The organism is Curtobacterium sp. MCLR17_054 (genome assembly GCF_003234335.2).
Lineage (GTDB): Bacteria > Actinomycetota > Actinomycetes > Actinomycetales > Microbacteriaceae > Curtobacterium > Curtobacterium flaccumfaciens.
This window is the reverse complement of sequence record NZ_CP126263.1, coordinates 2,280,100-2,306,915: the sequence shown is the minus strand read 5'-3', so window position 1 is coordinate 2,306,915 and position 26,816 is coordinate 2,280,100. Positions and strand designations below refer to the sequence as shown.

Here is a 26,816-nt window from a genome sequence, read left to right as displayed (position 1 = left end):
TTCGGACGAACACGACCGGTCTGTTCCGCCGTCCGGATCTAGGGAATCCGAGAGCGTCACGTGACCTGCCGTCTGGAGCACGATAACTCAGGTACCGGCCCGCCGAGCGGACTCCGGCTCGCAGATGTCCAGAACGGTGCCCCCAGTACGGGGGGCCACGAGGGGGGCGTGGCACCCGCCCTCTGCACCCCGATCCGGGTCCGCCTGACGGAACCGGGGTACAGCTCTGTCCGGACCTCGTTCGTCGTCGCAGGTGTAGCCAGGACGGGATGTCCAACGCTGAACCGACCGACGCCCGCCTCGATGACCGCACCCGGTGGCGCGCCTTCGCCGTGTGCGTCGCGGTGGCGGCCCTGACGATCCTCGACCTGTCCAAGGTGAACGTCGGGCTGCCCTCGATCGAGCAGTCCCTCGGGGCCACCAGCTCGTCGCTCCAGCTCATCGTGGCGGGGTACGCGCTGGCGTTCGGCCTCGCCCTGGTGCCCGCGGGTCGGCTCGGGGACCTGAAGAGCCGGCGCGTCATGTTCATCGTGGGGCTCAGTGCGTTCACCGGATCGAGCCTGCTGTGCGCCGTCGCACCGAACATCGAGGTCCTGATCGTCACCCGGATCCTGCAGGGATTCGCCGCCGGGATCCAGATGCCCCAGGTCATCGGACTGGTGCAGCAGCTGTTCCGCGGACCGGAGCGGGGCCGCGCGTTCGGGCTGTTCGGGGCGATGATCGGCATCTCCACGGCCCTCGGGCCGACCATCGGCGGTGGCCTCATCGCGATTGGCGGCGAGGAGTCCGGCTGGCGGCTGCTGTTCTGGATGAACGTGCCCCTCGGGATCGCCGCACTGCTCTTCGCCGTCCGCCTGCTGCCGAAGGGTGCCCAGGGGAAGGCGCAGGACCGTGAACTGGACGTCGTCGGCATCCTGCTGCTCGGCGCGGCGATCATCACCCTGATGCTGCCGTTCGTGCTGACCAGCGGCGGTGGTGGTTCCGCGACCCGCTGGTTCTGGCTGGTCGGCTTCGCGGTGTTCCTCGTGCTGTTCGTGCTCTGGGAGCAGCGGTTCAAGCGGCAGGGCAAGTCGCCCGTGGTGCACTTCGAGCTCTTCCGGCTGTCGTCGTACCGCAACGGGCTGTCGATCGTGGCGGTCTACTTCGCGGCGCTGCCGGCGTCGTTCCTCATGGTCACGCTGTACCTGCAGGAGGGCCTCGGGCTCTCGCCCCTGTTCGCCGGCATGGTGAGCATCCCCTTCGCCGCGACGAGTGCCGTCGGCTCGTACATCGGCGGACGGATCGTCGACCGGGTCGGGCGGGCGTTGGTCGTCGCCGGGCTCGGGATGGTCGTCGTCGGCTTCCTGCTGCTCATGGTCGCCGCCGTCGCCACCCCGCCGGAGGTCACCCCGTGGGCGATGGCGGGCGCGTTCCTGGTGGGCGGACTCGGTGGCGGATTCGTGGTGTCGCCGAACCAGACCCTGACCCTGGCCGAGATCCCCGTCGAGCAGTCCGGCGTGGCGGGGTCGATGCAGCAGCTCGGGCAGCGTGTCGGTACCGCGATCGGCACCGCGGTCGCGACGAGCATCTTCTACGGGATCGTGCGGAGCGAGGCGGCGGGCTCGGGTTCCGGTGGCTCCGGCGCTCGTCTTGACGCGTACCACGACGCGTTCCGCAGCGGCACGACGTTCACGGTGTCGCTGATGGCGCTGGCGCTCGTGCTGGCCGGTGCGGACCTGGTGGCGCGTCGGCGGGCGGCGCGGCGGTCGGACGGGGACGCCGGGCACTCGGACGCGGCTGCGGGGTCCGCCGAGCGCGCCGGGGCGAACGGATCCGCCGAGCGGACCGAGGCGCCGGGGTCCGCCGAGCGGGGCTGACCTGCCCGCCGACCGTGCCTAGGAGTCGCGGCGGATGACCTCGACGACGGCGTCGTGCACCAGGCCGTTCGAGGCGAGCGCGCTGCCGTGCCACGGCCCGGGATCGCCGTCGAGCGAGGTGAAGCGGCCACCGGCCTCTTCGACGATCGGGACGAGGGCCGCGATGTCCCACGGCTTCAGGTCCGGTTCGCCGGCGACGTCGAGGACGCCCTCGGCCACCATCATGTACGACCACATGTCGCCGTAGGCCCGGGTGCGCCAGACCCGGCGCGACAGGTCGACGAGCGGCTCGAGGCGGTCGTCGTCGTCCCACTGCTGGATGCTGTTGTAGCTCAGGCTCACGTCGGCGAGCTCGGACACCCCGGAGACCCGGAGCGGTCCGTCCAGCGAGAACGCGCCGGAGCCCTCGGCCGCCCACCAGCGCTTGCCGAGGGCGGGAGCGCTCACGACGCCGAGCACCGGGCGGCCGTCGACCGCGAGCGCGATGAGGGTCGCCCACACCGGCACGCCGCGCAGGTAGTTGGCGGTGCCGTCGATCGGGTCGACCACCCACTGGCGGTGTCCTTCGCTGACGGCCTCGGCCCCGGTGTCCGCCGTCGTCTCCTCGCCGAGGAACGCGTCGTCCGGTCGCTCGGCGGCGAGCCGCTCGCGCAGGGCCCGTTCGACGGCCTGGTCGGCGTCGGTGACGTGCGTGCTGTCGGCCTTCTTCGTCACGTGCAGGTCGGCGGCACGGAAGCGCTCGAGGCTGATCGCGTCGGCGGTGTCGGCGAGGGAGCGGGCGAAGTCCAGGTCGGCGCTGAGGTCCACGTCGCCCAACCTACCGTCGCTACGCGGCGACGACCTCTTCCTCCTCGAGCCGGGTGACCTCGCGCTCGCGGGCGATGCGGGTCCGGCGGGCGACGAGCCCGTGCACCACGACGCAGAGCAGGAGCGCGGCGGCCAGCCAGAGGGCGAGCACGAGCGACGATCGGCCGAGCGACGCGTCCGGGAAGTACTGCAGGTCCTGTGCGGCCTGCAGCCACGCGGCACCGCTCCAGAAGGTGTGCAGGGCGGCGAAGAACCCGGGCTGGAACGCCGGCTGGAAGATCCCGCCGGACGACGTGAAGTTCAGCATCACGAACAGCATCGTGAGGATCGGGGTGGTCCACCGTCCGAGCACGGGGTGCAGCCCGACGCCGAGTGCGACGATGATCGCGTCGTAGAGCCAGGCGAACAGGAACACCTGCCAGTGGTGGGTGGTGATGACGCCGTAGATCGGTCCGGCGACGATCACGCCGATGCCGGCGACGACCCCCGCGGTGGCGAGCCCGATGACCGCGGTCCACACGGCACGGAGCTTCGTCGCGACCGAGGCCACGGCGATCGCGGACGCGTACCCGCCGACGCTCAGGGCCACGAGCAGGAAGAACAGCCCCTGGCCGGTGGTGTCCTGGTCGCCCGTGGGCACGACGTCGACGACCCGGAACGGCAAGTGCTGGTCGTAGGCGATCGGCAGGAACACCTTCTGCGCGGCGCTCGCGGTGGTCTCCGACGCGGCGGTCGAGACGTAGAGCGTGGCACCCGTCGCCGTCGGTGCGTACACGGCGGCGAGGTCGCGGTCGCGCACCTGCTGCTCGGCCGCCTTCGTCGATGCGACGACATGGGCCACGAGGGCACCGTCGGACTGGTCGGTCACGGTCTGGGCGAACACCTGGGTGGCCGCGCCCTGGCCGACGATGCCGACCGGCAGTTCCTGCGGGGCCGGGGCGTGGAAGGCACCGAGGTAGGCCAGGCCCATGCCGGCGGCCAGGAACAGCGGCACGAGGATGTGCGAGGCGAACGTCAGCAGCACGCGACCGAGGCCGGCGGGGCGCAGGACGCTGTCGGACCGCTGCGGCTTCGGGGCTCGCGGAGACTTGTGGGTGGGGGAGTGGTGCGCGTGCGACGTCGTCGTCGTGCTCGGGGACGGGGCGTCGACAGCGGGGGTCGGCGCAAAGTTGTACTTTGCAACTTCAGACACGACCGCAACTGTACAACCCCGATGCGCGCTTGTCGACGCCGGCCCGGTGCCGAGGCACTGTCCGGTGCGAGGTTGCCCACTCCGTGCGAGGCCCGCGAGCCCGCACGGAGTGCACGACCTCGCACCGTTCAAGCGCCCCTCGCACGGTGCGAGGTCTGCACCGTGCGAGGGGCGCGGGAACCGGAGTGGTCACGACTCACCGCGCGCCGGCGCTCGAGTGGTCACGAACTGTCGGGTGCCGCACCTCCAGCCGACAGTTCGTGACCCCTCGACGCACACACCGCGGGGTGTCGTGACCAGCCGCCGACAACCGCCGACGACCCGGCCGGCACCACCCCGACGCGCTACTCGGAACCGGGGTCGGACGCACCCATCCCGGTCAGCAGCGCCCGGAACGAGTCGAGCCGCTCGACGCCGGTCGGCCCGAGCTCCCCGTCCTGCACCCGGTCGACGATCTCCCAGTCGTGCGCCTGCGCCAGCGGGATGCCGTCCCGCGCGGGCCGCACCGGCACGGCGTGCGACGCGAACGCCCGGAAGACGTTCGCGGGGTCGACGTGCCCCAGGCCGAACGACCGCACACCCGGCGTGTCGATGATCCACCCGCCGTCACGGACCTGCAGCGCGATCGACGACGACGACGTGTGCCGCCCCCGCCCGGTCACCGAGTTCACGACCCCGATCGCCCGCGTCGAGCCGGTCAGGGCGTTCACCAGCGTCGACTTGCCCACGCCGGAGTGCCCGACGGTCACGGTCACCTTGTCGTCCAGGAGCTCGTGCAGCGCCTCGAACGGGACGTCGTCCGATCGGCTCGTCACGATCCGCAGATCCAGGCACGCGAAGTGCGCCAGGAACGCAGCCGGGTCGGCGAGGTCGGTCTTCGTGATGCAGAGGATCGGGTCGAGGCCGGCGTCGAACGCGGCCACCAGGTACCGGTCGATCAGGCGGGTGCGCGGCTCGGGGTCGGCGGCGGCCACCACGATGAGCATCTGGTCGGCGTTCGCCACGATGACGCGCTCGACCTCGTCGGAGTCGTCGGCACTCCGTCGCAGCAGGGTGGTGCGCTCGGCGACCTTCACGATGCGCGCGAGCGACCCGGGGTCGCCCGAGACGTCCCCGACGAGCGACACGTGGTCGCCCGTGACGACGGACTTCTTGCCGAGCTCGCGGGCCTTCGTCGCGGTGATGACGTGGTCGTCGATCAGCACGCCGAACCGCCCGCGGTCGACGTTCGTCACCCAGCCGACGGGGGCGTCGTCGTACGTCGGACGGGTCTTCGTGCGCGGTCGGTTGCCCTTCGGGTTCGGACGCACCCGGACGCTCGACTCGTCGTACTGCCCGTACGGTTCGTCCGCGTCGGAGTCGTCACCGTCGACGTCGTCCCACCAGCTCATGCGTCAGTCCCCACTCACCGGTGCAGCGGTCACCGAGGACGCCACGAGCGCGGCCCACAGCTCCGGGAACTGCGGCAGCGTCTTCGCGGTCGACCCGATGTCGTCGACGGCGACGCCGTCGACGACGAGGCCCACGATCGCCCCCGCGGTCGCCATCCGGTGGTCGTCGTACGCGCCCCAGGCGCTGCCGTGGAGCGGCGCCGGCTCGATCCGCAGGCCGTCGTCGAGTTCGTGCACCGCGCCTCCAGACCGGTTGAGGTCCGCCGCCAGCGCGGCCAGGCGGTCCGTCTCGTGCCCCCGCAGGTGACCGATCCCGGTGATCTCGCTCGGGCCGTCCGCCAGCGCGGCCAGCGCGACGAGCGCCGGGGCGAGTTCGCCGCCGCGGCTCAGGTCGAGTTCGAGACCCGGCAAGGAGGCCCCACCCCGGATCCCGACGCCGCCGTCGACGACCAGGTCGTCACCGTCACGGGCCACGCTCGCCCCCCACAGGGGCAGGAGCGTCTCGAGGTCGGCGCCGACCTGCGTCGTCTCGGTGGGCCAGGTGCGGATGCGGACCGTGCCGCCGGCGACGAGCGCGGCGACCGCGAACGGCGCGGCGTTCGACAGGTCGGGCTCGATCGTGACGTCACGCGCGCCGATCGGGCCGGGGTGCACGATCCACTCGCCGACCGACGGCTCGTCGACGCGGACGCCGCGGGCACGGAGCGCCGCGACGGTCATCTCGATGTGCGGCATGCTCGGCAGGCGTTCGCCCACGTGGGTGAGGTGCAGGCCCTCGTCGAAGCGGGGGGCCGACAGCAGCAGGCCGGAGACGAACTGCGAGGACGCCGAGGCGTCGATGGTCACGGCGCCACCGCGGACCGAGCCGGTGCCGGTGAACGAGAACGGCATCGAGCCGCCGCCGTCGTCCGTGACGTCGACGCCGAGGTCGACGAGTCCCTGCACGATGGCGTGCATCGGCCGCTTGCGGGCGTAGGGGTCGCCGTCGACCGTGACGGGCCCGACGGCCAGGGCGGCGAGCGGCGGCAGGAAGCGCATCACGGTGCCGGCCAGCCCGCAGTCCAGGCGGACGTCGCCGTGCATCGGGGCGGGCGTGATCCGGAGGTCCGGGCCGTAGGGGTTCGGGGCGGTGCCGGCTGCCGGCTCGAGCTCCGCGATGCCGACGCCGAGCGCACGGAGGCCCGCGATCATCAGCGCCGAGTCACGGGAGTGCAGCGGGAGCCGGATCGTCGATGGGCCGTCCGCGAGGGCCGCGAGCACGAGCTCCCGGTTCGTCAGCGACTTCGACCCGGGCAGCGCGACGTCACCGCGCAGCGGACCCCCTGCGACCGGGGCGATCCAGGGGTCGGCGGGCTGGGCCCCGCTGTGGGAATGCGTCGTGTCTGCCATCGGTTCACCAGGGTACTGAACGCACCGGGAGGATCAGTGGCGACAGCAACACTCGCACGAGAGCGGACCGGCACGGCGACCGTGCTGACCGCGGTGCCGACGACGCTCGGCACGCTCGGCCTAGACTTGGCGGCGATGACGACCGACGAACCGCAGGCAGCTCCGCACCACCTGGTCGACGAGACCGAGGTGCAGCTCGACGCCGTCGAAGAGGAGCACGAAGCCCTCGACGACGCCGCAGACGAGCCGGTGGACGCGAAGACCGTCTCCGAGGGGGAGCTGCGGTCCCTCTTCGAGGACCAGGCCCTGCCCTTCATGGACCAGCTCTACGGTGCGGCCATGCGGATGACCCGCAACCCGGCCGACGCGTCGGACCTGGTGCAGGAGACCTTCGTCAAGGCCTTCGCCGCGTTCCGCCAGTTCAAGCAGGGCACGAACCTGAAGGCCTGGCTGTACCGGATCCTCACGAACACGTTCATCAACACGTACCGCAAGAACCAGCGGAACCCGTACCAGGGCACCATCGACGAGCTCGAGGACTGGCAGCTCGGCGGCGCGGAGAGCGTCACCCAGTCGATCTCCGCCCGGTCCGCCGAGGCCGACGCGATCGACCACCTGCCGTCCTCCGCCGTGAAGGACGCCCTGCAGGCCATCCCGGAGGACTTCCGGATGGCCGTGTACTTCGCCGATGTCGAAGGCTTCTCGTACCAGGAGATCGCCGACATCATGAAGACCCCCGTGGGGACGGTCATGAGCCGCCTCCACCGTGGCCGCCGGCTCCTCCGTGGGCTCCTGGCGGACCACGCCCGTGAGACCGGCATCGTCCCGGACGCAGCGTCGACGGCGACGATGCGTGGACGGGGACGAGGCGCGGCACAGACGACGAAGGCAACCGCGGCCACGGGTCGCACCGGACGGAAGGACGCACGATGAGCGGCTGCGACTGCTCGAAGGCGAAGGCCGAGCTCGAGGAGTTCCTGCACGACGAGCTCCGTCACGAGGACGCCGCGGACATCCGCGAGCACATGGACGGGTGCGAGGACTGCCAGACCGAGCACCGCGTCGGCGTCGTGCTCATGGAGACCGTCCGTCGCGCCTGCAAGGAGACCGCTCCCGACCAGCTGCGCAGCGAGATCCTCGCGCGCATCCGGGTGGAGCAGGCGACGCACTGACGACACGCCGGGCTGGGCTTCGCTGGGCTGCGACCTGGCACGGTCTGGTGTCAGCGCCCGGCCTGGAACGCCTGCGCGACCTCGGTTGCGTCGAGGACGGTGTCGTGCACCCGGACGGTGTCCACGTCACCGGTGAAGGCGTAGCCCGCTGCACCGGGCCAACCGGACAGCGTCTGCCGTCCGGCCCGCCAGTGGCCGGGGTACTGCCGCAGCGTGACGGCATCGGATCGGCTGCCCTGTAGCGAACCGTCGACCCAGAGCGTCATCGACCGTGCCTCGAAGGTGGCCACCACGTGGTGCCAGGCGCCGTCGTTCACGGGCGCGGTGGACCCGATGGTGAACTTGAACTGCGATCCGGAGCCCTCGACCCCGAAGCGCAGGACTCCGTCGGCGCCGATGTACAGGTGCCGGTCGCGGTAGGTCGACGCCGCCGATCGGTCCGAGCCGAAGCCGAACACCCGGCCACCGTCGGTGTCGTCGGTCCGGAACCAGGTCTCGATCGTGAAGGTGTTCGGCGCGTCGACCGCGGTGTCCGTGACCGCCCACCCTTCGGCGCCGTCCTCGGTCCAGAACGTCGCGTAGGGGTTCGTCGCGCAGTCCGCGTCGACCCGGGCGGCAGCGGCGGGCGTGAAGGCCCCGTCTGCCCCGGACCCGCTCGAGTCGACGACCTGCGGACCGTTCTTCTCGGCGAAGTCCCACGCGAGTGACGTGCCCGGCGCCGGCTGGTGGAAGCACCCGAAGCCGCCGGTGCCGAGCGCCGAGGCGGTCCCGGTCGAGCCGCTGAACCCGGCGCCCGCGCCAGCTCCGGCTCCTGCTCCGGCGAGCAGGGTGAGGGTGATGGCCGCCGCCGTGAACACCGCGACCGGAACGGTGGTCGACGTCGGGGCGGTGACGGCCGCCGTCCGGGGCTCCGCGACCACGGGCGAGTGGAGATCACGGCGCGGCGTGCCGCAGGTGCGGCAGGGGCGACCGGCGACGATGTCCCGATCAGCACGCCCGGCGACGACGAGCACGGCGGTGACGACGCCGGCCAGCAGCAGGGACGTCCAGTCGCCCCCGCGGATCCAGACGCCCGGCAGCCCGATCCACGGGAACCGCAGCACCCCGACTCCGAGGACCGCCGCGGGTTCGACGGCCGTGCGGTCGGCCGTCGGGTTCGCGTCCCCGCGCAGACGCAGGCCCCCGTCCGGTTCGATGCGCTCGAGTCGGTGCAGACGGAGTCGATCCCGGTGGTCGGGGTCCTCGACGAGCAGCACCCGTCCGGCCTCGAGGTCATCGCGTCCGACGGGCATCGCGGCGACGACGTCCCCGGTGCGGATCCCGGGGGCCATCGAGTCGGAGACGACCGTCGTGACGTGCCACCCGAACGCCGCGGGGAGCGACGCCCACAGTGCGAGCAGCAGCACCGACCAGAGGACCGTCCGTGCCGAGACCGCGAGGAGCAGCCGGGGCAGGTCGCCGACGCAGCGGACGTGACGGCGGGTGGCGACGTTCGGCATCGGCTGCTCCTCGGGTCGGGCGGGTCGGGTGGGTCGGGTGGGTCGGGTGGGACGGATCGGGACGGGGACGGGGATCAGTCGGTCTGCGCTTCCCACACGAACGTGGTGCCGGCCTCGGACGACTGCACCTTGTTGGGCGCTCCCTCGCTCAGGTCGTAGCTGAAGCGGTAGGTCGTGCTTGCCGTGCCCGTCGCCGGCTTCCACGCGTCGACGCCGGTGCCGAAGGAGTCGGACGCCATGAGGTCGGCGAGCGTGCCGTCGTGCACGGTCGTCCCCGTGGTGAAGGTGCTGCAGTCCCCGGCGGTACCCAGGGCGCCGCGCTCGACCTTCATGCCGACGTACTGCGCCAGTTCGTCGGCGTCGGCTGCGTCTGCGGCGTAGAGCTTCACGGTCGAGGCGTTGGTGGTGTTCGCCGTCACCGTGATGCAGTTCGAGCCGGCGGACCCGGGCACCAGGTCGTCGACGTCGAACAGCGCGACGCCCTGGTCGTCGTCGGTGAGGGAGACGGCACCGGTGCGCCAGCTGTTCGCGGCGTTGTCGGTGCTGCTCGAGAAGGCGGCGTACGAGGCCGTGGCGATGAGTGCGCCGCTGGCGACGACGGCGAGGGGGAAGGCGATCCAGGCGGCGGTGCGGCCGTGGCGGGAGGTGATGTGCATGGCTGTCCTGTCGGTCGGTTCACCCGGCGGGTGATATGACAGCAGCGTATATGAATATCAGTTGTTATGGAACCCCGTCGCAACACGACCGACGGCCCGGGTAGGTTGGCCGACATGACCCTCTCCGTCGAGTCGACCACCACCTGGTCCGACACGGACGTCGCCGACGTCGCCGCCCTCGTCCGCCTGCTCGGTCACGACGTCGACGATGCGTCGATGCGCGCCCGCCTCGACCGGCTCACCCCCGAAGCCGGGCACCGCACCTGGGTGGTCCGTGGTGACGACGGCCGGGTCGTCGCGGTCGCCGGCGCGCAGGTCACGTGGGCGTACGCCAGCGACGAGCCGACGGCGCAGCTGCTGCTGCTGGTCGTCGACGACACGGCCAGGAGGCTCGGCACCGGTTCGGCGCTCATCGGCACGTTCGAAGCATGGGCGGTCGAGCAGGGCGCGCGTCGCCTCAGCGCCGTCAGCGCGGCCGCGACGGACAGCGCGCACCGGTTCTACCAGAAGCGCGGGTACCACGACGCCGGGGTGCGGTACACGAAGATCGCGTAGCGTCGCTTTCCTGGCGAACGTCGAAGCGCCCCGTGCAGGAGTCCCTCGGACTCCCGCACGGGGCGCTTCCCCGTGACTAGGCCGACGCGCTCAGCGCCGTGTCGATGACGTCGGCGGCCTCCTGCGCGGAGCGCTTCGAGGACCCCGTGGCCGGTGCGGCACTCGCCGAGCGGGCCGCGACGGACAACGGTCGGCCGCCCAGGTGCGGCGACAGGTTCATGCAGACGAACGGCCAGGCGCCCTGGTTCTCCGGCTCCTCCTGCGCCCACACGACGTCGGCGTCCGGGTAGCCCGCCAGGACCTCGAGGATGCGGTCGAGGGGGAGCGGGGCGAGCTGCTCGAGGCGGACGAGTGCGACGTCGGTGATGCCGCGCTTGTCGACCTCGGCACGCAGGTCGTGGTGCACCTTGCCGGAGTGCAGCACCACGCGACGCACGGCGCCCTTGTCGGTGATCCGCGCGTCGTCCAGCACGGGCTCGAACGTGCCCGTCGTGAAGTCCTCGACCGCGCTCGTCGCCTGGCGGAGCCGGAGCATCGCCTTCGGGGAGAACACGACGAGCGGCTTCTGCGGACGGGCCCAGGCCTGCCGGCGGAGCAGGTGGAAGTACGACGCCGGGGTCGACGGGCGCGCGACGATCATGTTGTCCTCGGCGCACAGCTGCAGGTAACGCTCGATGCGTGCCGACGAGTGGTCCGGCCCCTGGCCCTCGTACCCGTGCGGCAGCAGCAGGACGAGGCCGGAGCGCTGCCCCCACTTCTGCTCGGCGGACGAGATGAACTCGTCGATGACGATCTGGGCACCGTTCGCGAAGTCGCCGAACTGTGCCTCCCAGAGCACGAGGGACTCGGGTCGTTCCACCGAGTAGCCGTACTCGAAGGCCATCGCCGCGTACTCGCTCAGCAGCGAGTCGTACACGTAGAACCGGGCCTGGTCCTCGGTGAGGTTCGACAGCGGCAGCCATTCCTGGCCGTTCACCCGGTCGTGGAACACCGACTGGCGCTGGACGAACGTGCCGCGTCGGGCGTCCTGTCCGGCGAGGCGGACGGGCTTGCCCTCGACCAGGATCGAGCCGATCGCCATGAGCTCGGCCATCGCCCAGTCGATGCCCCCGTTGCGCGTCATCTCGGTGCGCTTGGTCAGCAGCTGCTGCAGCTTCGGGTGGATGGAGAACCCGGCGGGCGGGTTGCTGTGCGCGTCGCCGATCGCCCGGACGAGTTCCTCGGACACGGCGGTCTCGTGCACCTCGACCTCGGAGTCGTCGCGCTGTGCGGCCGGGCGTTCGAGCCCCTGCACCGCACCGTCGTCGTCGACCTCGATGACCGGGATGGTGCCGGTCTGTGCCTCGTGCGTCTCGGCGAAGGCGCGTTCCAGGCGGTCCTGGAAGTCGCGGTGCGCCTCGTCGTACTCCTCTTGCGTGATGTCACCACGGCCGACGAGGGCCTCGGTGTACAGCGTGCGGACGGAGCGCTTCGCCTCGATGAGGTTGTACATCAGCGGCTGCGTCATCGAGGGGTCGTCGCCCTCGTTGTGCCCACGACGGCGGTAGCAGATCAGGTCGATCACGACGTCGCGGTGGAACTCCTCGCGGTACGCGAAGGCGAGTTCGGCGACGCGGGCGACGGCCTCGGGGTCGTCACCGTTCACGTGGAAGATCGGTGCCTGGATCGTCTTCGCGACGTCGGTGGAGTACACCGAGCTGCGCGCCGACTCGGGCGGGGTGGTGAACCCGACCTGGTTGTTGATGACGAGGTGGACCGTGCCGCCGGTGCGGTACCCGCGGAGCTGCGACATCTGCAGCGTCTCGACGACCACGCCCTGGCCGGCCATCGCCGCGTCGCCGTGCACGAGCACGGGGAGCACGCCGAAGCTGCCGGGTGCCTCGCGGTCCTGCTTGGCGCGGACGATGCCCTCGAGCACGCCGTCGACGGCTTCGAGGTGGGACGGGTTCGCGGCGATCGTCACCGGGATGCTCGAGCCGTCGGACGTGCGGAACACGCCCTCGGTGCCGACGTGGTACTTCACGTCGCCGGAGCCCTGACCGGACACCGTGCCCGGCAGCGAGGACCCCTCGAACTCACGGAAGATCTGCCCGTAGGTCTTGCCGGCGATGTTCGTCAGCACGTTCAGTCGGCCACGGTGGGCCATGCCGATCGCGACCTCGGCCAGTCCGGCTCCGGCGGCGTGCTGGATCAGGGTGTCGAGGAAGGCGATGGTGGACTCGCCGCCCTCGAGCGAGAAGCGCTTCTGGCCGACGTACTTGGTCTGCAGGAAGGTCTCGAACGCCTCGGCTTCGTTGAGCTTGCCGAGGACGCGGAGCTGCTCGTCCTTCGACGGCTTCGAGTACGGCACCTCGATGCGCTCCTGCACCCAGCGACGCTGTTCCGGGTCCTGGATGTGCATGTACTCGATGCCGACCGTGCGGCAGTAGGCGTCGCGCAGGATCCCGAGGACGTCCCGCAGCGGTGCCGAGGTGGTGCCGGCGAGCCCACCGGTGACGAACTCGCGGTCGAGGTCCCAGAAGGTCAGCCCGTGGCTCTCGATCTCGAGGTCGGGGTGCGTTCGCTGGCGGTACTCGAGCGGGTCGATGTCGGCCATCAGGTGCCCACGGACGCGGAAGCTGTTGATGAGCTCCTGCACACGCGCGGTCTTGTTCACCCGGTGCGCCAGGTCGACGTTGATGTCGTTCGCCCACTGGATCGGCTTGTAGGGGATCCGGAGTGCGGCGAAGATGCCGTCGTAGAAGCCGTGCTCACCGATCAGGCGCTCGTGCACGTGCTTGAGGTACTCGCCCGAACCGGCGCCCTGGATGACGCGGTGGTCGTAGGTGCTGGTCAGGGTGATGGTCTTGCCGATGCCGAGCTCGACCAGGGTCTTCGACGCCGAGCCCTGGAACTGCGCCGGGTACTCGAGGGCACCGGCGCCGATGATCGAGCCCTGCCCCTTCGTCAGACGGGGGACCGAGTGCACGGTGCCGATGCCGCCCGGGTTGGTGAGCGAGATCGTCGTGCCCTGGAAGTCCGCCGGGGTGAGCTTGTTGTCGCGGGCACGCTTGACGAGGTCCTCGTAGGCGGAGAGGAACTGGCCGAACGTGAGGGTCTCCGCGCGCTTGATGCTCGGCACCAGGAGCGAGCGGGTGCCGTCCTTCTTCGGGACGTCGATCGCGATGCCGAGGTTGACGTGCGCCGGGGCGACGACGAACGGCTTGCCGTCGCGCTCCTCGTAGTAGACGTTCTGGCTCGGGAAGTCCTTGAGCGCCTGCACCATCGCCCACCCGATCAGGTGCGTGAAGGAGATCTTGCCGCCGCGGGCGCGTCGCAGGTGGTTGTTGATGACGATCCGGTTGTCGATCATCAGCTTCGCCGGGATCGTCCGGACGCTCGTGGCGGTCGGGACGGTCAGCGAGGCGTCCATGTTCGACGCCAGCGTCTTCGCCATGCCCCGGAGCGGGGTCGCCACGTCCTCGTGGGTCTCCTCGTGGTCGTCGGCGGCGTCGTTCGCCTCGGCCGGGATCGGCTGCGGTGCCGGCTGACGCGAGGTGGTCTTCGCCTGGATCGGGCCCGACTTCGCCTCGCCCGGGGTGTCCCCGGTGGCCGGCTGCTGCGTCGACGACTGCTGCTGGGCGGATGCCTGCTGGGCCGGTGCCTGCTGCGCCGGCGCCTGCTGCGCGGGGGAGCCCGCCGGAGCCGGAGCGTCACCGACCTGCGTGCGGTGGTAGCTCTCGAGGACCGGCCACCAGGACTTGTCGACCGACTCCTTGTCCGCGACGAACTGCTCGTAGAGCTCGTCGACGAGCCACTCGTTCGCCCCGAATTCGCCCGCGGTCTCGTCCGTTCCGGTCAGATGGCTCGACACAGCCGATCGCCCACTCTCCGTCGATAGATGCTCGTGTGTGTCGTGCGGAGCAACCCTGCGCCGCACAGGTGCCAAGCCTAGCCGCTCCGACATGTCCGTTCCGTGTCAGCCGCGGCGCGAGTCGGCAGCCCCCGGAGCACCCGGTCGGGGCCGTGACGGGAGCCGTACAGTGGAGCGCATGAGGTTCTACGAGACGCGGCCGACGCACGACCTGACCTACTCCGACGTCTTCCTCGTCCCGAGCCGTTCCGGCGTGACGAGCCGCTTCGACGTCGACCTCGCGGCGAACGACGGCAGCGGTGCCACGATCCCGATCGTCAGCGCCAACATGAACTCCGTCACCGGCCCCCGGCTCGCCGCCACCCTGGCCCGCCGCGGTGGTCTGGGCGTGCTGCCGCAGGACATGCACCTGCAGGACCTCGACGCCGCGATCCGCTGGGTGAAGGACCAGCCGGTCGACTTCGACACCGCCTACGACATGGGTGCGCAGACCACCGTCGCCGAGGCCCTCGAGCAGCTCCTGCCGGTTGCCGGCCGTGGTGTGGTCGTCCGCGACGCCGACGGGGAGTACCTGGGCTGCGTGCCCGCGACCCGCCTCGGCACCGCCGGCCCCGACGCCGTCCTCGGTGACCTGCTGCACGGCGCCTCGACCGCGATCGACGCCGAGGACGCCGGCACGCCCCGCCACGTGTACGACGTGCTCTCGGCCGCCGAGGTCGACTTCGCGCCGGTCATGCGGCACGGCCGGGTCGTCGGGACCACGAGCCAGACGAGCGCGATCCGCTCCGACATCTACACGCCCGCCGTCGACGCTTCCGGCCGGCTCCGGGTCGCCGCCGCGCTCGGCATCAACGGCGACGTCGCCGCCAAGGCGAAGGCGCTGGCCGCCGCGGGCGTGGACGTCCTGGTCCTCGACACCGCGCACGGCCACCAGGACGGCATGCTCCGCGCACTCCGCACGGTCGCGTCGCTGCAGCTCGGCATCCCGCTCGTCGCCGGCAACGTCGTCACCGCCGACGCCGTCGCGCACCTGGTCGGGGCCGGAGCGGACATCATCAAGGTCGGCGTCGGACCGGGCGCCATGTGCACCACCCGCATGATGACGGCCGTCGGTCGTCCGCAGTTCTCCGCCGTGCTCGAGACCGCCGCGGCGGCCCGCTCGCTCGGTGCGCACGTCTGGGCGGACGGCGGGGTGCGCTACCCGCGCGACGTCGCCCTCGCGCTGGCAGCCGGGGCGTCGGCCGTCATGATCGGCTCGTGGTTCGCCGGCACGCTCGAGGCCCCGGGCGTCCTGCGCCGTGACGCCGCGGGCAAGGCGTACAAGGAGAGCTGGGGCATGGCCTCGGCGAAGGCCGTGCGCGAGCGGTTCGAGCGGCTCGACCCGTACGAGCGGGCCCGCAAGGCGCTCTTCGCCGAGGGGATCTCGTCGTCCACGATCTACCTCGACCCGGAGCGCCCGAGCGTCGAGGACCTGCTCGACATGATCACCACCGGCGTCCGCAGCTCCGCCACCTACGCGGGCGCGTCGTCCCTTGCCGAGTTCTCCGAGCGCGCGCTGGTCGGCATCCAGTCCGCCGCCGGGTACGAGGAGGGCAAGCCCCTGCCCGTCAGCTGGTAGCGCGCGCCGGACTTTCGCGCTGAGCGACAGCTCACGGGCGGCGCAGCGCGTGACGTGTCGCTGAGCGCGAAACGCACGCCGACGCCGTGGACACGCGACCACACGGCGGACGGGAGGCGCGGTGCCAGCTGGCACCGCGCCTCCAGTCCGTCCTTCCGCTGCGGCTACCGGCGTCGGGTCGCGTCCTCGACCTCGCCCACCAGTTCTTCGAGGATGTCCTCGAGGAACAGCACGCCGATCGTGTGGCCGTCCGCGTCGAAGGCGCGGGCCACGTGGCGGCCGGCGGCCCGCATGGTCGCGAGCGCGTCCTCGAGGTCCATCTCGGTGTAGAGCGAGATGAGCTGGCGGATGCGCTTCGGCGGCACCGGGTCGTCGAACTCGTCCGGCCGCAGGTCGATGACGTCCTTCACGTGCACGTAGCCGGTGGGGGAGCCGTCCTCGCCGACGAGCACGTAGCGGGAGAACCCGCGCTGCGCCACGGCGTGCTCGACGTCGGCCGGGGTGGCGTCGTCGGGCAGGGTGACGAGCTCGGCCATCGGCACGGCGACGTCACGGACCTTCTTCTCGGTGAACTCGAACGCCAGGGCGAGCTTGCCGTCGTCGGTCAGGGTGCCCTCGCGGCGGGACTGCTCCACGATGGTCTGCACCTCCTCCACCGTGAACGCGCTCACCGCTTCGTCCTTGGGCTCGACGCGGAACAGCCGCAGCACGGCGTTCGCGACCTCGTTCAGGCCGACGATGACCCAGTGCAGGCCGTGACCGATGTACCAGAGCGTCGGCACGAGCAGCAGCGCGGCGCGGTCCGGCATCGAGAACGAGATGTTCTTCGGCACCATCTCGCCGAACACCACGTGCAGGAACGACACGAGCAGCAGCGTGAACACGAAGGCCACGGTGCCGATCACCTCGGCGCTCCAGCCGGTCAGGTGCAGCGGGACCTCGAGCAGGTGGTGGATCGCCGGCTCGGACACGTTCAGGATGAGCAGCGAGCAGACCGTGATGCCGAGCTGGGTCGTGGCGAGCATGCGGGTGGCGTGCTCCATCGCCCACAGCGTCATCTGCGCGGCCTTCGAGCCCTCTTCGGCGCGAGGCTCGATCTGGGAGCGGCGTGCGGAGATGACCGCGAACTCGGCCGCGACGAAGTACGCGTTGCCCATCAAGAGGACGACGAGCCAGAAGATCCCCCACCAATCGGAGCTCATCGGGTGCTGCCCTTCGTCGTGGTGGTCGGGGTGCTCTTGGTGGACGGGATGATGATCGCGGTCGCCGCCGTGTCGGTCGACGGGCGCGTCGGGGTCCAGCGGATGCGGTCGATCCGACGGCCGTCCAGCCGCTCGACGCGGAACACCCCGCCGTCCAGGGGCACCTCGTCACCGACGACGGGCAGACGGCCCAGCGTCGACATGACGAACCCGCCGACGGTCTCGTACGGGCCCTCCTCGGGCACCTTCACGCCGGCGCGGTCCTCGAGCTCGTCGGGACGCAGCAGACCGGGGAAGGTCAGCCAGTCGCGGGAGCGGACCACGTCGATGCGGGCACGGTCGTGCTCGTCGGAGACCTCGCCGACGATCTCCTCGATCAGGTCCTCGAGCGTGACGACGCCGGCGGTGCCGCCGTACTCGTCGACGACGATGACCATCTGGTAGCCGCGGCCGCGGACCTCGGCGAGCAGGGTGTCGCCGGGCATGGTCTCCGGCACGCGTTCGGCGTCGGTCATGAGTGCCCCGACGGGGACCTCCGGACGCTTCTCGCGCGGCACGGCGACGGCCTGCTTGACGTGCACGATGCCGACGACGTCGTCCGCGTCCTCCTCGATGACGGGGAAGCGGCTGAAGCCGGTCTTGCGGGCGAGGGCGATGACGTCCTCGGCGGACTCGGACACGCGGATGGTGGAGAGCCGCGGGCGCGGGGTCATCACGTCGCTGGCGCTCAGCTCGGAGAACGAGATGGTGCGCTCGAGGAGCGTCGCGGTGTCCTGTTCGAGCGAGCCCTCCGACGCCGACCGGCGCAGCAGCGAGGTGAGTTCCTCGGCGCTGCGGGCACCGGAGAGTTCCTCCTGCGGCTCGATGCCCAGCGACCGGAGCACGGCGTTCGCGGTGCCGTTCAGCAGCGCGACGGCGGGCTTGAAGACCGTCGTGAACGCGATCTGCAGCGGGACCACGAGCCTGGCGGTCTGCAGGGGCAGCGCGAGCGCGAAGTTCTTCGGCACGAGTTCGCCGAGGATCATCGACAGCAGGGTCGCGATGACGAGCGCCACGATCGAGCCGACGGTCTCGACGATGCCCTCCGGCAGGTTCATCGCCAGGAACGGCGCCTCGAGCAGCTTCGCGATCGAGGGTTCGAGCAGGTAGCCGGTCAGCAGCGTGGTCAGCGTGATGCCGAGCTGTGCGCTGGACAGGTGCGTCGAGGTGACCTTCAGCGCGCCGATGACCGGTGCGAGGCCGGCTTCACCCCGGTCGCGCCGCGCTTCGACGTCGGCGCGGTCGAGGTTGACCAGCGCGAACTCGGACGCGACGAAGACACCCGTGCCGAGGGTCAGCAGGATGCCGCCGATCAGCATGACGATGTCGATCGGACTCATGATTCACCCCCGTTCGCGCACAGGGATGACGTGCAGCTCACCGAGTGAGCGGCGGATGAGTGAGGCGAAGAACTATTCGGGGGATCGTCCACAGTGCTGCCAATCGTACTGCCTGCGCGGTCGCCGGACCGTGAATCCGTACAGAACCGACCGCGCCTAGGCCGTGATCCGCGCGCGGTGGTACTGCTGCGGCTCGTAGTCGACCGGCACGCGGAGTTCGACGGCGGCACGGAGCGCGAACGACGGGTCGCGGAGCATCTCGCGACCGATCATCACGACGTCGGCCAGGCCGGTCGCGACGATCTGCTCGGCCTGGAACGCCTCGGAGATCATGCCCACGGCGATCGTCGGGATGCCGGCGTCGCGCTTGATCGCCGCGGCGTGCGGCACCTGGTAGCCGGGGCCGACCGGGATCGGCGCGCTCGCGACGTTGCCGCCGGTCGACACGTCGGCCAGGTCGGCACCGTGCTCCGCGGCCCAGCGGGCGACGACGGTGGTCTCGTCGAGCGTGAGCCCGCCGTCGACCCAGTCGGTGGCCGAGAAGCGGACGACGATCGGGAAGCCCTGGCCGACCTCGGCGCGCACGGCATCGACGACCTCGAGCAGCGCGCGGGCACGGTTCTCGAGCGAGCCGCCGTACTGGTCGGTGCGCTGGTTGCTCAGCGGCGAGAGGAACTGGTGCAGCAGGTAGCCGTGGGCCGCGTGGATCTCGACCAGGTCGAACCCGGCCTCCACCGCGCGGCGGGCGGACTGCGCGAAGGCGAGGGCGACGACCCGGATGTCCTCGACCGCGAGCTCGCGCGGGACGTCGTAGCCGTCGAAGGCCACGGCCGACGGCGCGACCGTGGTCCAGCCGCCCTGGTCGGCGGGGACGGTGCCGTGCGTGGTGTCCCAGGGGCGGTACGTCGACGCCTTGCGGCCGGCGTGCGCCAGCTGGATACCCGCCGCGGCGCCCTGCTCGTGCAGGAAGTCGACGATCGGCTTGAACGCGTCGCGCTGCTGGTCGTTCCACAGCCCGAGGTCCTGCGGGGTGATCCGTCCCTCGGGCACGACGCCCGTCGCCTCGACCACGACCGCGCCGGCGCCGCCCTTGGCGAAGCCGCCCAGGTGCACGAGGTGCCACGTCGTCGGGACGCCGTCCTGCTGGTCCACCGAGTACTGGCACATCGGGGAGACCCAGATGCGGTTGCGGACGGTCAGGTCACGGACGGTGATCGGGTCGAACAGGGCGTGCGTCACGCGGGCTCCTCAGAGGACGGGTGCCGGCGCCTCGGCCAGTTCCGTCAGGAACGACCGCAGTGACGCCGGCGACGTGTAGTGGTGGCCGACCGCCCCGATCGCTTCCGCACCGGTGGCGTTCTCGGCCCTGTTGTCCACGAACACCATCTGACCCGGGTCGATTCCCAAGCGCGCACAGGTGTCGCGGTAGATGGATGCCGCGGGCTTCAGGACGTGCTCCTCGGCGCTCACCACGACGGTCTCGAACAACGAGCCCATCGGGGAGCGGCGGTACGGGTCGCCGAAGTCGAAGCCCGCGTTCGAGAGCAGGGCGACACGGGTGCCGGCGTCGTGCAGCTCCTCGACGATCTCGAGGGTCTCCGGCTCGACCTCGAACCACCCGGTGAAGTCGATTGCCCAGAACCGGTGGATCTCGGAGATGCTCCAGGTCCGTCCGGTCCGTTCCGCGATCGCACGCCAGTACGCCACGACGGACAGGTCGCCGCGGTCCAGGTCGTGCCGGAGCTCCTGGTACACCGGGAACAGCTCGTCGGCCGGGACCCCGGTGGCGGCCACGAGGGCGTCCCGCGAGGCGTGCGGCGTCCGGCTGATCACCTCGCCGTAGTCGAAGACCACCACGCGACCAGGCAGGAACAGGCTCATGTGCTCCACCGTAACGTGGGGCCGGTGAACGACTTCGTGCCCGTCCGACCGTCCGATGCCGCCGCGTGGGCCACCGCGCCGACGGGGGAGTCCACCAAGTACCGCCGCGGGGTGCTCGGCATCGCGACCGGGTCCGACCAGTACCCCGGCGCCGCGGTGCTCGGGGTCGACGCCGCCGTGCACACCGGCGTCGGCATGGTCCGGTACGTCGGACCGTCACGCGCCACCGACCACGTGCTCACCCGCCGCCCCGAGGTCGTGTCCGGCGTCGGTCGGGTGCAGGCCTGGCTCGTCGGCTCCGGGATCTCGGCGCCGTCGCTGGGTGACCTGGACGAGACGACGGCGGCGGGCTTCTCGCACGCGTCCGACGACGGCGTCCCGGTCGTCGTCGACGCCGGGGCGATCCCGCTCGTCGACCTCGGGCCGCTCGCCGTGCTCACCCCGCACGCCGGTGAACTCGCTTCGTTCCTGGGGGCCGACCGCGCCGAGATCGAGCAGGACCCGGCCGCCGCGGCGCTCCGTGCGGCGGAGCAGACCGGCAGCGTCGTGCTGCTCAAGGGGGAGCGGACGCACGTGGTCACCCCGGACGGGTCGGTGCGGCTCGTGGCGTCCTCGGCGACGCCGTGGCTCGCGGCGGCCGGTGCCGGGGACGTGCTGGGCGGGGTCCTCGGGGCGCTCGTCGCCGCGCGGCAGGGCTCCGTCGAGGCGGCCGGTTCGTCGCTCACGCCGCCGGACCTCGCGCACCTGGCCGCGTCGGCCGCGGTGGTGCACGGGATCGCGGCGCGGCGGGCCTCCGGCGGCGGGCCGTTCCCGATGACGACGCTCATCGCCGAGCTGCCGGGGGTCGTGCGGGACCTGGTCGTGGACGGGGACGCGCGCGGCTAGCGGTCGGTGCGCGTGCACCTTCCGACGATCCACGAGGTGATCGACGCGTGTTCTGTCGAAGGATGCGCACGCAATGGGTTCGTGCGCATGTTCCGACGGGACACCACGGGTTCGACAGGTGCAAGGTCGCAACATGCGCACGCATCAGCCAGCGGGTGCGGCTTCAGACCGCGACGACGGACGGACGGGAGGCGCGGTGCCAGCTGGCACCGCGCCTCCAGGCCGTCGGCGGTCACGTCACGGACGTGACGCGCGTCGCGGACGTCAGCTCGCGGGGGTCGCGTGCACCAGGAACTCGACGGAACCCGCGTCGTCGACCTTGACGAACCCCAGGCTCGGGGCCTGCACGCCGTAGTCCGAGAAGGTGATCGGGACCGAACCGGAGATGTCGACGCCGTCGCCGTTCAGGCCGACCTGCAGCTTCGCGGTGACGTCCTTCGTGACGCCGTGCAGGGTGAGCTTCCCCGGGGCCGTCACGGTCGTCGTGTCGGAGCCGCTCGGGACCGCGTCGGCGATCGGTCCGGTGAGTTCGAAGGTGGCCTCGGGGAAGGCCGCCGCGTCCATCGCGGAGTCGCGGAAGTAGGCGTCGCGCTGGTCGGAGTCGGTGGTGATGTCGGCGACCTGCACCGTGATCTTCGCGGCGGTGATGCTCGTGCCGTCGACGGTCGCGGTGCCGGCGACGCTGTCGGTGCGGCCGGTGACGGTGACGTCGGAGCCGTTCAGGACCTCGTGGACGCGGTACCCGGCTTCCGAGTCGCCGCCGACCGTCCACTCGCCGGACAGGTCCGTGGCGTCGAGGGTGGAGGCTTCGCGGGTGGCGGCGACGGACGGCGCGGCCGAGGCCTTCGCGTTCTCGGTGCTCGTGTAGACGTTCGTGAAGACCACCGCGCCCACGACGCCGAGGACGACGACGGCGGCGATGACGGAGATCCAGATGACGGCCTTGCGGCGCTTGCGCGGGGTGTCGGAGGTCACGAGCAGAACGGTGACACGTCATGCTCGGGAGACCCTGAGTCCGTGGCAGCGATCGCCCCCGCTCCGGCCGCTACGCTCGTCCGGTGCAGAGGACCTCGACCCGGTGGCTCGAACTCGCCGGCTTCGTCCTGGCGTTCGTCGCCGTGCACGGGTTCCTGTGGTGGCTGACCCTCGTGTCGGCGAACCTGCCGCTCGGTGACGTGACCATCACCTACAGCCGCTGGATCGAGACCGGGCGGACCGCGGACTTCTGGGTCGGCATCGACGGCGCCTGGGTGTACCCGATCCTGGCGATCGTGCCGATGGCCGCGGCGGCCCTCGGGGGCGTCGCGTCGATCGGCACGGGCTGGCTGCTGCTGATGGTGCTGCTCGATGCCGCGGCGTGCGCGTTCCTGTGGCGGTTCCGGGCGCGTGTGGGGTCGTCCGACCGCTTCGGCGTGCACGGCGTGCGGGTCGTCTGGTGGTGGTTGCTGTTCCTGCTCGCGCTCGGGCCGATCGCGCTCGGTCGGATCGACACCGTCGCGACGGTGTTCGCGCTGGTGGGCGTGGCGTTCGTGGCCTCGAGGCCGGCCGTCGCCTCCGCGCTCTTCACCGCCGGTGCCTGGACGAAGGTGTGGCCCGCGGCGCTCGTCGCGGTGCTGCTGCTCCTGCGCCGCGGACACCGCCGGGGTGTGCTCGCCGGAGCCCTCGTGCTGAGCGCCCTGATCGTGCTCGTCGACGTGCTGTGGGGCGGTGCGCCGTACCTGCTGTCCTTCGTCGGTGAGCAGACCGGCCGTGGGCTGCAGATCGAGTCACCGCTCGCGACGCCCTTCATGTGGGCCGCAGCGTTCGGCGTCCCGGGTGCAGCGGTGTTCTACGACCAGGAGATCCTGACCTTCGAGGTGTCCGGTGCCGGCACGTCCGCCGCCGCCGCGGTGTCGACGCCGCTGATGGCCGTCGTCGTGGTGGCCGGGGTCGTGCTCGCGCTCTGGGCCACGCGCCGCGGTGCCCGTCGGGCCGAGCTCGCGCCGGTGCTCGCGCTGCTGTTCGTCGCGGCGCTCATCGCGACGAACAAGGTGGGGTCGCCGCAGTACATCGGCTGGTTCGCGGTGCCGATCGTGTGGGGGCTCGCGGCGGGCACCCCGAGTGCGCGCCGGTTCGTGCCGATCGCGGTGACCGCGCTGCCGATGGCGCTGCTCACGCAGGTGATCTACCCGGGCTACTACGACCAGTTGCTCGGCGTGCAGCCGTGGATCCTCGTGGTGCTCACGGTGCGGAACGTGCTCGAGGTGGCGATCCTGGTGTGGAGCGTCGTCGTGCTGGTGCGGATGGGGCGGGCTGCGGGGTCCGGACGGGTGTCGGCGCGCTCGTCGCCGTCCGTGCGCGACCAGACCGAGCCGGGCAGGATGGACGCATGATCGTCGCCTTCTCCGTCGCTCCGTCCGGTGGTCCCGCTGCAACGTCCGACGGGTCCGTGCACGACGCCGTCGCGGCCGCCGTGCGCGTGGTGCGCGAGAGTGGGCTGCCGAACCGCACCTCGTCGATGTTCACCGAGATCGAGGGGGAGTGGGACGAGGTCATGGACGTCGTCAAGCGCGCCACCGAGGCCGTCGGTGCGTACGGCACGCGGGTGTCGCTCGTGCTCAAGGCCGACATCCGACCCGGGCACACCGGCGAGATCGACGGCAAGCTCGAACGGCTCGAGGCCGCGCTCGGCGAGTAGCGGTCAGCGGCGCCGACGCGGACGCCTGCGGCGACGGGGGTCGGTGCCGAGGACCGCGGCGACCGTCAGCAGGACGAGGCCGGCGACCGCGAACACCACGACGACGACGATCCCGAGCGGGTCGGTGACGTCCTCGCAGTTCGCGGGCGCGCCGGCGGCGCAGGAGGCCAGGACGGTCGTGATGGTGGGCACGTCGTCATCCTGCACCGCAGCGTCGACCGACACGCCGGAGCGGTCCCTCGGATGTCGGTGGCCGGGTGTCTCATGGTGTGCATCGAGCCACTTCCGGTGGCCTGCGAGACGACGATGAGGAGCGCGTGATGATGCACGACGGCTGGTGCCCCGACTGCGACCTGCGAACGGTCGTCATCGACACGGACGAACACGGCGAGAACGCCTGGGCGAGCTGCGCGGAGTGCGGCACCGGATGGGTGCACCGCGACGAGCTGCCCGAGCAGGCCCCGGCACGGACCCGCACCCCGGAGCGCCAGGCGGCCTGAGCTCCCGCGGGCTTTCGTTGGTCCGTTGGAGCGGTCTACACTCGACGGACCAGGACATCACGGCCGCCCCGTCCGGTGGGGTGCTGCACCGTCGTCCCGCTCCGCCCGCACGAGAACAGGCCCCATGTCACAGCTCACGCCTGCGCGTCGCACCCTCGCGCTCATCTCGCTCGCCCTCGGCGGGTTCGCCATCGGCTCGACCGAGTTCGTCGCGATGGGGCTGCTGCCGAACATCGCGCAGGCCCTGCTCCCCGAGCAGTACGGCATCGACCCCGACGCCGGGATCGCCCACGCCGGCTGGCTCGTCAGCGCCTACGCCCTCGGGGTCGTCGTCGGCGCGCCGACCATCGCGGCGATGTCCGCCCGGTTCCCGCGCAAGGGCCTGATCCTCGTGCTGCTCGTCGGGTTCGTCGTCGCGACGATCGCGAGCGCGCTGCTGCCCTCGTTCGGTCTGGTGCTCGTCGCCCGCTTCGTCGCGGGTCTGCCGCACGGCGCCTACTTCGGCATCGCGTCGATCGTCGCGGGCGACATGATGGGCCCGGGCAAGCGCGGCAAGGGCATCGCCATGGTGCTGCTCGGCCTGTCGGTCGCGAACGTCGTCGGCGTCCCGGCGATCACGTGGGTCGGACAGGTGGCCGGGTGGCGGGTCGCCTACGGTGTCGTCGCCGCGCTGTTCGCCCTGACGTTCCTGGCCGTCGCGGCCTTCGTGCCGAAGAGCGCCCGCGACGAGCACGCCACGATCGGCCGAGAGCTCCGGGCGTTCCGCGTGCCGCAGGTGTGGATCGTCATGGGCCTCGGCGCCGTCGGGTTCGGCGGGTTCTTCGCGGTGTACTCGTACATCTCCCCGCTCGTGCAGAACGTCACCGGGATGCCGGAGTCGTTCGTGCCGATCGTGCTCGTCGTCGTGGGCATCGGCATGGTCGTCGGCGGGGTGCTCGGCGGACACTTGGCCGACCACAGCGTGAAGCGCACGATCTACGTCGGCATGTTCTCGCTCATCGGTGCACTGCTCGTCACCGTCCTGACGGCGCAGTGGCTCTGGGGCATGCTGCTCGGCGCGTTCCTGCTCGGTGCGACCTCGTCGGCGATCCCGCCGGCGGTGCAGTCGCGCCTGATGGACGTCGCGGGGGATGCCCGCACGATCGCGGCGGCTCTGAACCACTCGGCGTTCAACATCGGCAACTCGATCGGTGCGGCCCTTGGTGGCGCCGTCATCGCCGCCGGCTTCGGGTTCCTCGCACCGGGCTGGCTCGGCATCGGCCTCGCGCTGCTCGGCGTCCTGGTGACGATGGTCAGCTACGCGGTCGAGCGGCGGAGTACCCGTCGCGCCGCGGTCCGCTCCTCGTCACCGTCCACCGGCCCGATCACCGCACCGGTCCCGACGGCCTGACACGCGGGGTGCGCGCATGCACCCACCGGACGGGAGGCCCGTGGCGACGCCGCCACGGGCCTCCCGTCCGTCACGTGGCGCGGAAGACCGCCCCGAGTGAGCAGAAGACGTCGGGTTCCGTGACGGGACCCGACGTCTTCTGCTCACTCGATGCGCGACGCACGCGCGCTACAGGCCCAGGGGGCTGCCGTCCTGCACGATGATGCCGTCGGTGATCGCACGCTTCCGCAGCGCGACCTTCGTGCCCACGTCGAAGCCGGCGACGCGGTACTTCTCGCGGATGCGCTTGAGGTAGCTCTTCGCGGTCTCCTCGGAGATGCCGAGCTGGTAGGCGACGCTCTTGACGGGCTCGCCACCGCCGTACAGGGCCATCACGCGACGCTCCTGGGCGCTGAGCTTCGGGACACCGCCGACGTCGCCGCTGTTGATGGCGAGGTCGAGCTCGGCCGAGACGTACTGCTCGCCGCGCTGGGCGGAGCGGATCGCCTCGACGATCATGTCGGCGTCCTCGCTCTTGACGAGGTACCCGAGGGCACCGGCGCCGAGGGCCTCGCGCACGACGTTCGGCTCCGAGTACGTGCTCATCACGACGGTCTTGACGCCCGCGGTCTTGAGCGTCGAGATCTTCAGCGACACCGGGATGGAGTCCTTGAGGTCCAGGTCCAGCAGCACCACGTCGACCGGGAACGCCGGGCTCGTCAGGAGCTCGGGCCAGGTCGTGACGGCGGCCACCAGGGTGATGTCGTCGGCCGCGTTCCGGATCCACTCCGTGAGCGCGCCGAGGAGCATCCTGTGGTCGTCGACCAGTGCGAGTCGGATCGGTTCCTCTGGAGTCGCCATGCTGGCGTCCTTTCTCGGTGCGGATTGCTCGGCCGATCCTAGGAGGATGCGGGCCGGAAGTCGGTCAGGCGTGC

Annotated in this window: 24 protein-coding genes; 10 read left to right on the top strand and 14 right to left on the bottom strand. The window is 71.4% G+C overall.

Translation table 11 applies throughout. The annotated features are described in order from the left end of the window. Window positions 1–269: 269 nt before the first annotated feature. Complete coding sequence (locus tag DEJ08_RS10965; protein ID WP_111054737.1) at window positions 270–1,856, top strand: MFS transporter; 1,587 nt, start codon at window positions 270–272, stop codon at window positions 1,854–1,856. Window positions 1,857–1,874: 18 nt separating this feature from the next. On the opposite strand, the gene DEJ08_RS10960 is transcribed toward DEJ08_RS10965, so the two are convergent. The 4 genes from DEJ08_RS10960 to aroA all read right to left on the bottom strand — a co-directional run bounded on the left by DEJ08_RS10960 (window position 1,875) and on the right by aroA (window position 6,635). After that, the gene (locus DEJ08_RS10960; protein ID WP_084741405.1) at window positions 1,875–2,663 is read right to left on the bottom strand and encodes an inositol monophosphatase family protein; all 789 of its coding nucleotides are present in this window, start codon (window positions 2,661–2,663) and stop codon (window positions 1,875–1,877) included. 19 nt (window positions 2,664–2,682) lie between these two features. Then, entirely contained in the window at window positions 2,683–3,855 is a 1,173-nt protein-coding gene (locus DEJ08_RS10955; RefSeq protein ID WP_146248507.1) for an ABC-2 transporter permease, read from the bottom strand. Between the two features lie 344 nt (window positions 3,856–4,199). After that, window positions 4,200–5,246, bottom strand: a complete 1,047-nt coding sequence (gene rsgA / locus DEJ08_RS10950; RefSeq protein WP_071406353.1) for a ribosome small subunit-dependent GTPase A — start codon at window positions 5,244–5,246, stop codon at window positions 4,200–4,202. A 3-nt stretch (window positions 5,247–5,249) separates the two neighbouring features. Next, a complete protein-coding gene (aroA, locus tag DEJ08_RS10945; protein WP_111054739.1) occupies window positions 5,250–6,635 on the bottom strand; it encodes a 3-phosphoshikimate 1-carboxyvinyltransferase in 1,386 nt (461 codons plus the stop codon). Between the two features lie 81 nt (window positions 6,636–6,716). Here aroA and DEJ08_RS10940 point away from each other — a divergent pair, with 81 nt between their 5' ends. Beyond that, the gene (locus tag DEJ08_RS10940; RefSeq protein WP_110864006.1) at window positions 6,717–7,568 is read left to right on the top strand and encodes a sigma-70 family RNA polymerase sigma factor; all 852 of its coding nucleotides are present in this window, start codon (window positions 6,717–6,719) and stop codon (window positions 7,566–7,568) included. Next, window positions 7,565–7,807 (top strand): zf-HC2 domain-containing protein, encoded by a 243-nt coding sequence (locus DEJ08_RS10935; protein ID WP_027465838.1) that lies wholly within the window; start codon window positions 7,565–7,567, stop codon window positions 7,805–7,807. The genes DEJ08_RS10940 and DEJ08_RS10935 overlap by 4 nt, the downstream gene beginning before the upstream one ends. Before the next feature lie 50 nt (window positions 7,808–7,857). Here the strand turns inward: DEJ08_RS10935 and DEJ08_RS10930 are convergent, their stop codons facing one another. After that, on the bottom strand, window positions 7,858–9,306 hold the full coding sequence (locus tag DEJ08_RS10930; protein ID WP_111054740.1) for a LamG-like jellyroll fold domain-containing protein: 1,449 nt from the start codon (window positions 9,304–9,306) through the stop codon (window positions 7,858–7,860). A gap of 74 nt (window positions 9,307–9,380) precedes the next feature. Beyond that, complete coding sequence (locus tag DEJ08_RS10925; RefSeq protein WP_111054023.1) at window positions 9,381–9,962, bottom strand: hypothetical protein; 582 nt, start codon at window positions 9,960–9,962, stop codon at window positions 9,381–9,383. A gap of 114 nt (window positions 9,963–10,076) precedes the next feature. On the opposite strand from DEJ08_RS10925, the gene DEJ08_RS10920 reads away from it, so the two are divergent. Continuing rightward, window positions 10,077–10,517 (top strand): GNAT family N-acetyltransferase, encoded by a 441-nt coding sequence (locus DEJ08_RS10920; protein WP_027465835.1) that lies wholly within the window; start codon window positions 10,077–10,079, stop codon window positions 10,515–10,517. Window positions 10,518–10,593: 76 nt separating this feature from the next. Here DEJ08_RS10920 and DEJ08_RS10915 read toward each other — a convergent pair whose 3' ends face one another. After that, entirely contained in the window at window positions 10,594–14,370 is a 3,777-nt protein-coding gene (locus DEJ08_RS10915; protein WP_181438939.1) for a multifunctional oxoglutarate decarboxylase/oxoglutarate dehydrogenase thiamine pyrophosphate-binding subunit/dihydrolipoyllysine-residue succinyltransferase subunit, read from the bottom strand. A 178-nt stretch (window positions 14,371–14,548) separates the two neighbouring features. On the opposite strand from DEJ08_RS10915, the gene guaB1 reads away from it, so the two are divergent. Then, a complete protein-coding gene (gene guaB1 / locus DEJ08_RS10910; RefSeq protein ID WP_111054022.1) occupies window positions 14,549–15,988 on the top strand; it encodes a GMP reductase in 1,440 nt (479 codons plus the stop codon). Between the two features lie 164 nt (window positions 15,989–16,152). Here guaB1 and DEJ08_RS10905 read toward each other — a convergent pair whose 3' ends face one another. From DEJ08_RS10905 to DEJ08_RS10890, 4 genes are all read right to left on the bottom strand, one after another. Then, window positions 16,153–17,190, bottom strand: coding sequence for a hemolysin family protein (locus DEJ08_RS10905; RefSeq protein WP_111054021.1), 1,038 nt, complete (start codon window positions 17,188–17,190; stop codon window positions 16,153–16,155). Beyond that, a complete protein-coding gene (locus DEJ08_RS10900; RefSeq protein WP_027465831.1) occupies window positions 17,187–18,569 on the bottom strand; it encodes a hemolysin family protein in 1,383 nt (460 codons plus the stop codon). Before DEJ08_RS10900 ends, DEJ08_RS10905 begins: the two co-directional genes overlap by 4 nt. Window positions 18,570–18,725: 156 nt before the next feature. Continuing rightward, complete coding sequence (locus tag DEJ08_RS10895) at window positions 18,726–19,808, bottom strand: NADH:flavin oxidoreductase/NADH oxidase (protein ID WP_111054020.1); 1,083 nt, start codon at window positions 19,806–19,808, stop codon at window positions 18,726–18,728. 9 nt (window positions 19,809–19,817) lie between these two features. Next, window positions 19,818–20,450, bottom strand: a complete 633-nt coding sequence (locus DEJ08_RS10890; protein ID WP_071244826.1) for an HAD family hydrolase — start codon at window positions 20,448–20,450, stop codon at window positions 19,818–19,820. Window positions 20,451–20,474: 24 nt separating this feature from the next. On the opposite strand from DEJ08_RS10890, the gene DEJ08_RS10885 reads away from it, so the two are divergent. Beyond that, window positions 20,475–21,335, top strand: a complete 861-nt coding sequence (locus DEJ08_RS10885; RefSeq protein ID WP_111054019.1) for an ADP-dependent NAD(P)H-hydrate dehydratase — start codon at window positions 20,475–20,477, stop codon at window positions 21,333–21,335. A gap of 264 nt (window positions 21,336–21,599) precedes the next feature. On the opposite strand, the gene DEJ08_RS10880 is transcribed toward DEJ08_RS10885, so the two are convergent. Then, window positions 21,600–22,310, bottom strand: coding sequence for a YceI family protein (locus DEJ08_RS10880; RefSeq protein ID WP_111054018.1), 711 nt, complete (start codon window positions 22,308–22,310; stop codon window positions 21,600–21,602). Between the two features lie 83 nt (window positions 22,311–22,393). On the opposite strand from DEJ08_RS10880, the gene DEJ08_RS10875 reads away from it, so the two are divergent. Next, window positions 22,394–23,707: a glycosyltransferase 87 family protein gene (locus DEJ08_RS10875; RefSeq protein ID WP_111054017.1), complete on the top strand. Its 1,314-nt coding sequence runs from the start codon at window positions 22,394–22,396 to the stop codon at window positions 23,705–23,707. Next, the gene (locus tag DEJ08_RS10870) at window positions 23,704–24,012 is read left to right on the top strand and encodes a thiamine-binding protein (RefSeq protein WP_017888186.1); all 309 of its coding nucleotides are present in this window, start codon (window positions 23,704–23,706) and stop codon (window positions 24,010–24,012) included. Before DEJ08_RS10875 ends, DEJ08_RS10870 begins: the two co-directional genes overlap by 4 nt. A 3-nt stretch (window positions 24,013–24,015) precedes the next feature. Here DEJ08_RS10870 and DEJ08_RS10865 read toward each other — a convergent pair whose 3' ends face one another. Next, window positions 24,016–24,204, bottom strand: a complete 189-nt coding sequence (locus DEJ08_RS10865) for a hypothetical protein (RefSeq protein ID WP_146248451.1) — start codon at window positions 24,202–24,204, stop codon at window positions 24,016–24,018. A gap of 128 nt (window positions 24,205–24,332) precedes the next feature. Here DEJ08_RS10865 and DEJ08_RS10860 point away from each other — a divergent pair, with 128 nt between their 5' ends. Further along, window positions 24,333–24,512: a hypothetical protein gene (locus DEJ08_RS10860; RefSeq protein ID WP_111054015.1), complete on the top strand. Its 180-nt coding sequence runs from the start codon at window positions 24,333–24,335 to the stop codon at window positions 24,510–24,512. A 124-nt stretch (window positions 24,513–24,636) separates the two neighbouring features. Continuing rightward, window positions 24,637–25,902 carry an MFS transporter gene (locus DEJ08_RS10855; protein ID WP_111054014.1) on the top strand — a complete coding sequence of 422 codons (1,266 nt, stop codon included), beginning with the start codon at window positions 24,637–24,639 and terminating at the stop codon, window positions 25,900–25,902. 168 nt (window positions 25,903–26,070) lie between these two features. On the opposite strand, the gene DEJ08_RS10850 is transcribed toward DEJ08_RS10855, so the two are convergent. Beyond that, window positions 26,071–26,742, bottom strand: coding sequence for a response regulator transcription factor (locus tag DEJ08_RS10850; protein ID WP_017888182.1), 672 nt, complete (start codon window positions 26,740–26,742; stop codon window positions 26,071–26,073). Window positions 26,743–26,816 lie beyond the last annotated feature (74 nt).

What these genes read in the sequence shown, in the direction of transcription:
- DEJ08_RS10965 (WP_111054737.1), top strand. Translation starts at nt 270, where the DNA reads ATGTCCAACGCTGAACCGACCGACGCCCGCCTCGATGACCGCACCCGG.
- rsgA (WP_071406353.1), bottom strand. Translation starts at nt 5,246, where the DNA reads ATGAGCTGGTGGGACGACGTCGACGGTGACGACTCCGACGCGGACGAA.
- aroA (WP_111054739.1), bottom strand. Translation starts at nt 6,635, where the DNA reads ATGGCAGACACGACGCATTCCCACAGCGGGGCCCAGCCCGCCGACCCC.
- DEJ08_RS10935 (WP_027465838.1), top strand. Translation starts at nt 7,565, where the DNA reads ATGAGCGGCTGCGACTGCTCGAAGGCGAAGGCCGAGCTCGAGGAGTTC.
- DEJ08_RS10930 (WP_111054740.1), bottom strand. Translation starts at nt 9,306, where the DNA reads ATGCCGAACGTCGCCACCCGCCGTCACGTCCGCTGCGTCGGCGACCTG.
- DEJ08_RS10925 (WP_111054023.1), bottom strand. Translation starts at nt 9,962, where the DNA reads ATGCACATCACCTCCCGCCACGGCCGCACCGCCGCCTGGATCGCCTTC.
- DEJ08_RS10920 (WP_027465835.1), top strand. Translation starts at nt 10,077, where the DNA reads ATGACCCTCTCCGTCGAGTCGACCACCACCTGGTCCGACACGGACGTC.
- guaB1 (WP_111054022.1), top strand. Translation starts at nt 14,549, where the DNA reads ATGAGGTTCTACGAGACGCGGCCGACGCACGACCTGACCTACTCCGAC.
- DEJ08_RS10905 (WP_111054021.1), bottom strand. Translation starts at nt 17,190, where the DNA reads ATGAGCTCCGATTGGTGGGGGATCTTCTGGCTCGTCGTCCTCTTGATG.
- DEJ08_RS10900 (WP_027465831.1), bottom strand. Translation starts at nt 18,569, where the DNA reads ATGAGTCCGATCGACATCGTCATGCTGATCGGCGGCATCCTGCTGACC.
- DEJ08_RS10890 (WP_071244826.1), bottom strand. Translation starts at nt 20,450, where the DNA reads ATGAGCCTGTTCCTGCCTGGTCGCGTGGTGGTCTTCGACTACGGCGAG.
- DEJ08_RS10870 (WP_017888186.1), top strand. Translation starts at nt 23,704, where the DNA reads ATGATCGTCGCCTTCTCCGTCGCTCCGTCCGGTGGTCCCGCTGCAACG.
- DEJ08_RS10860 (WP_111054015.1), top strand. Translation starts at nt 24,333, where the DNA reads ATGATGCACGACGGCTGGTGCCCCGACTGCGACCTGCGAACGGTCGTC.
- DEJ08_RS10855 (WP_111054014.1), top strand. Translation starts at nt 24,637, where the DNA reads ATGTCACAGCTCACGCCTGCGCGTCGCACCCTCGCGCTCATCTCGCTC.
- DEJ08_RS10850 (WP_017888182.1), bottom strand. Translation starts at nt 26,742, where the DNA reads ATGGCGACTCCAGAGGAACCGATCCGACTCGCACTGGTCGACGACCAC.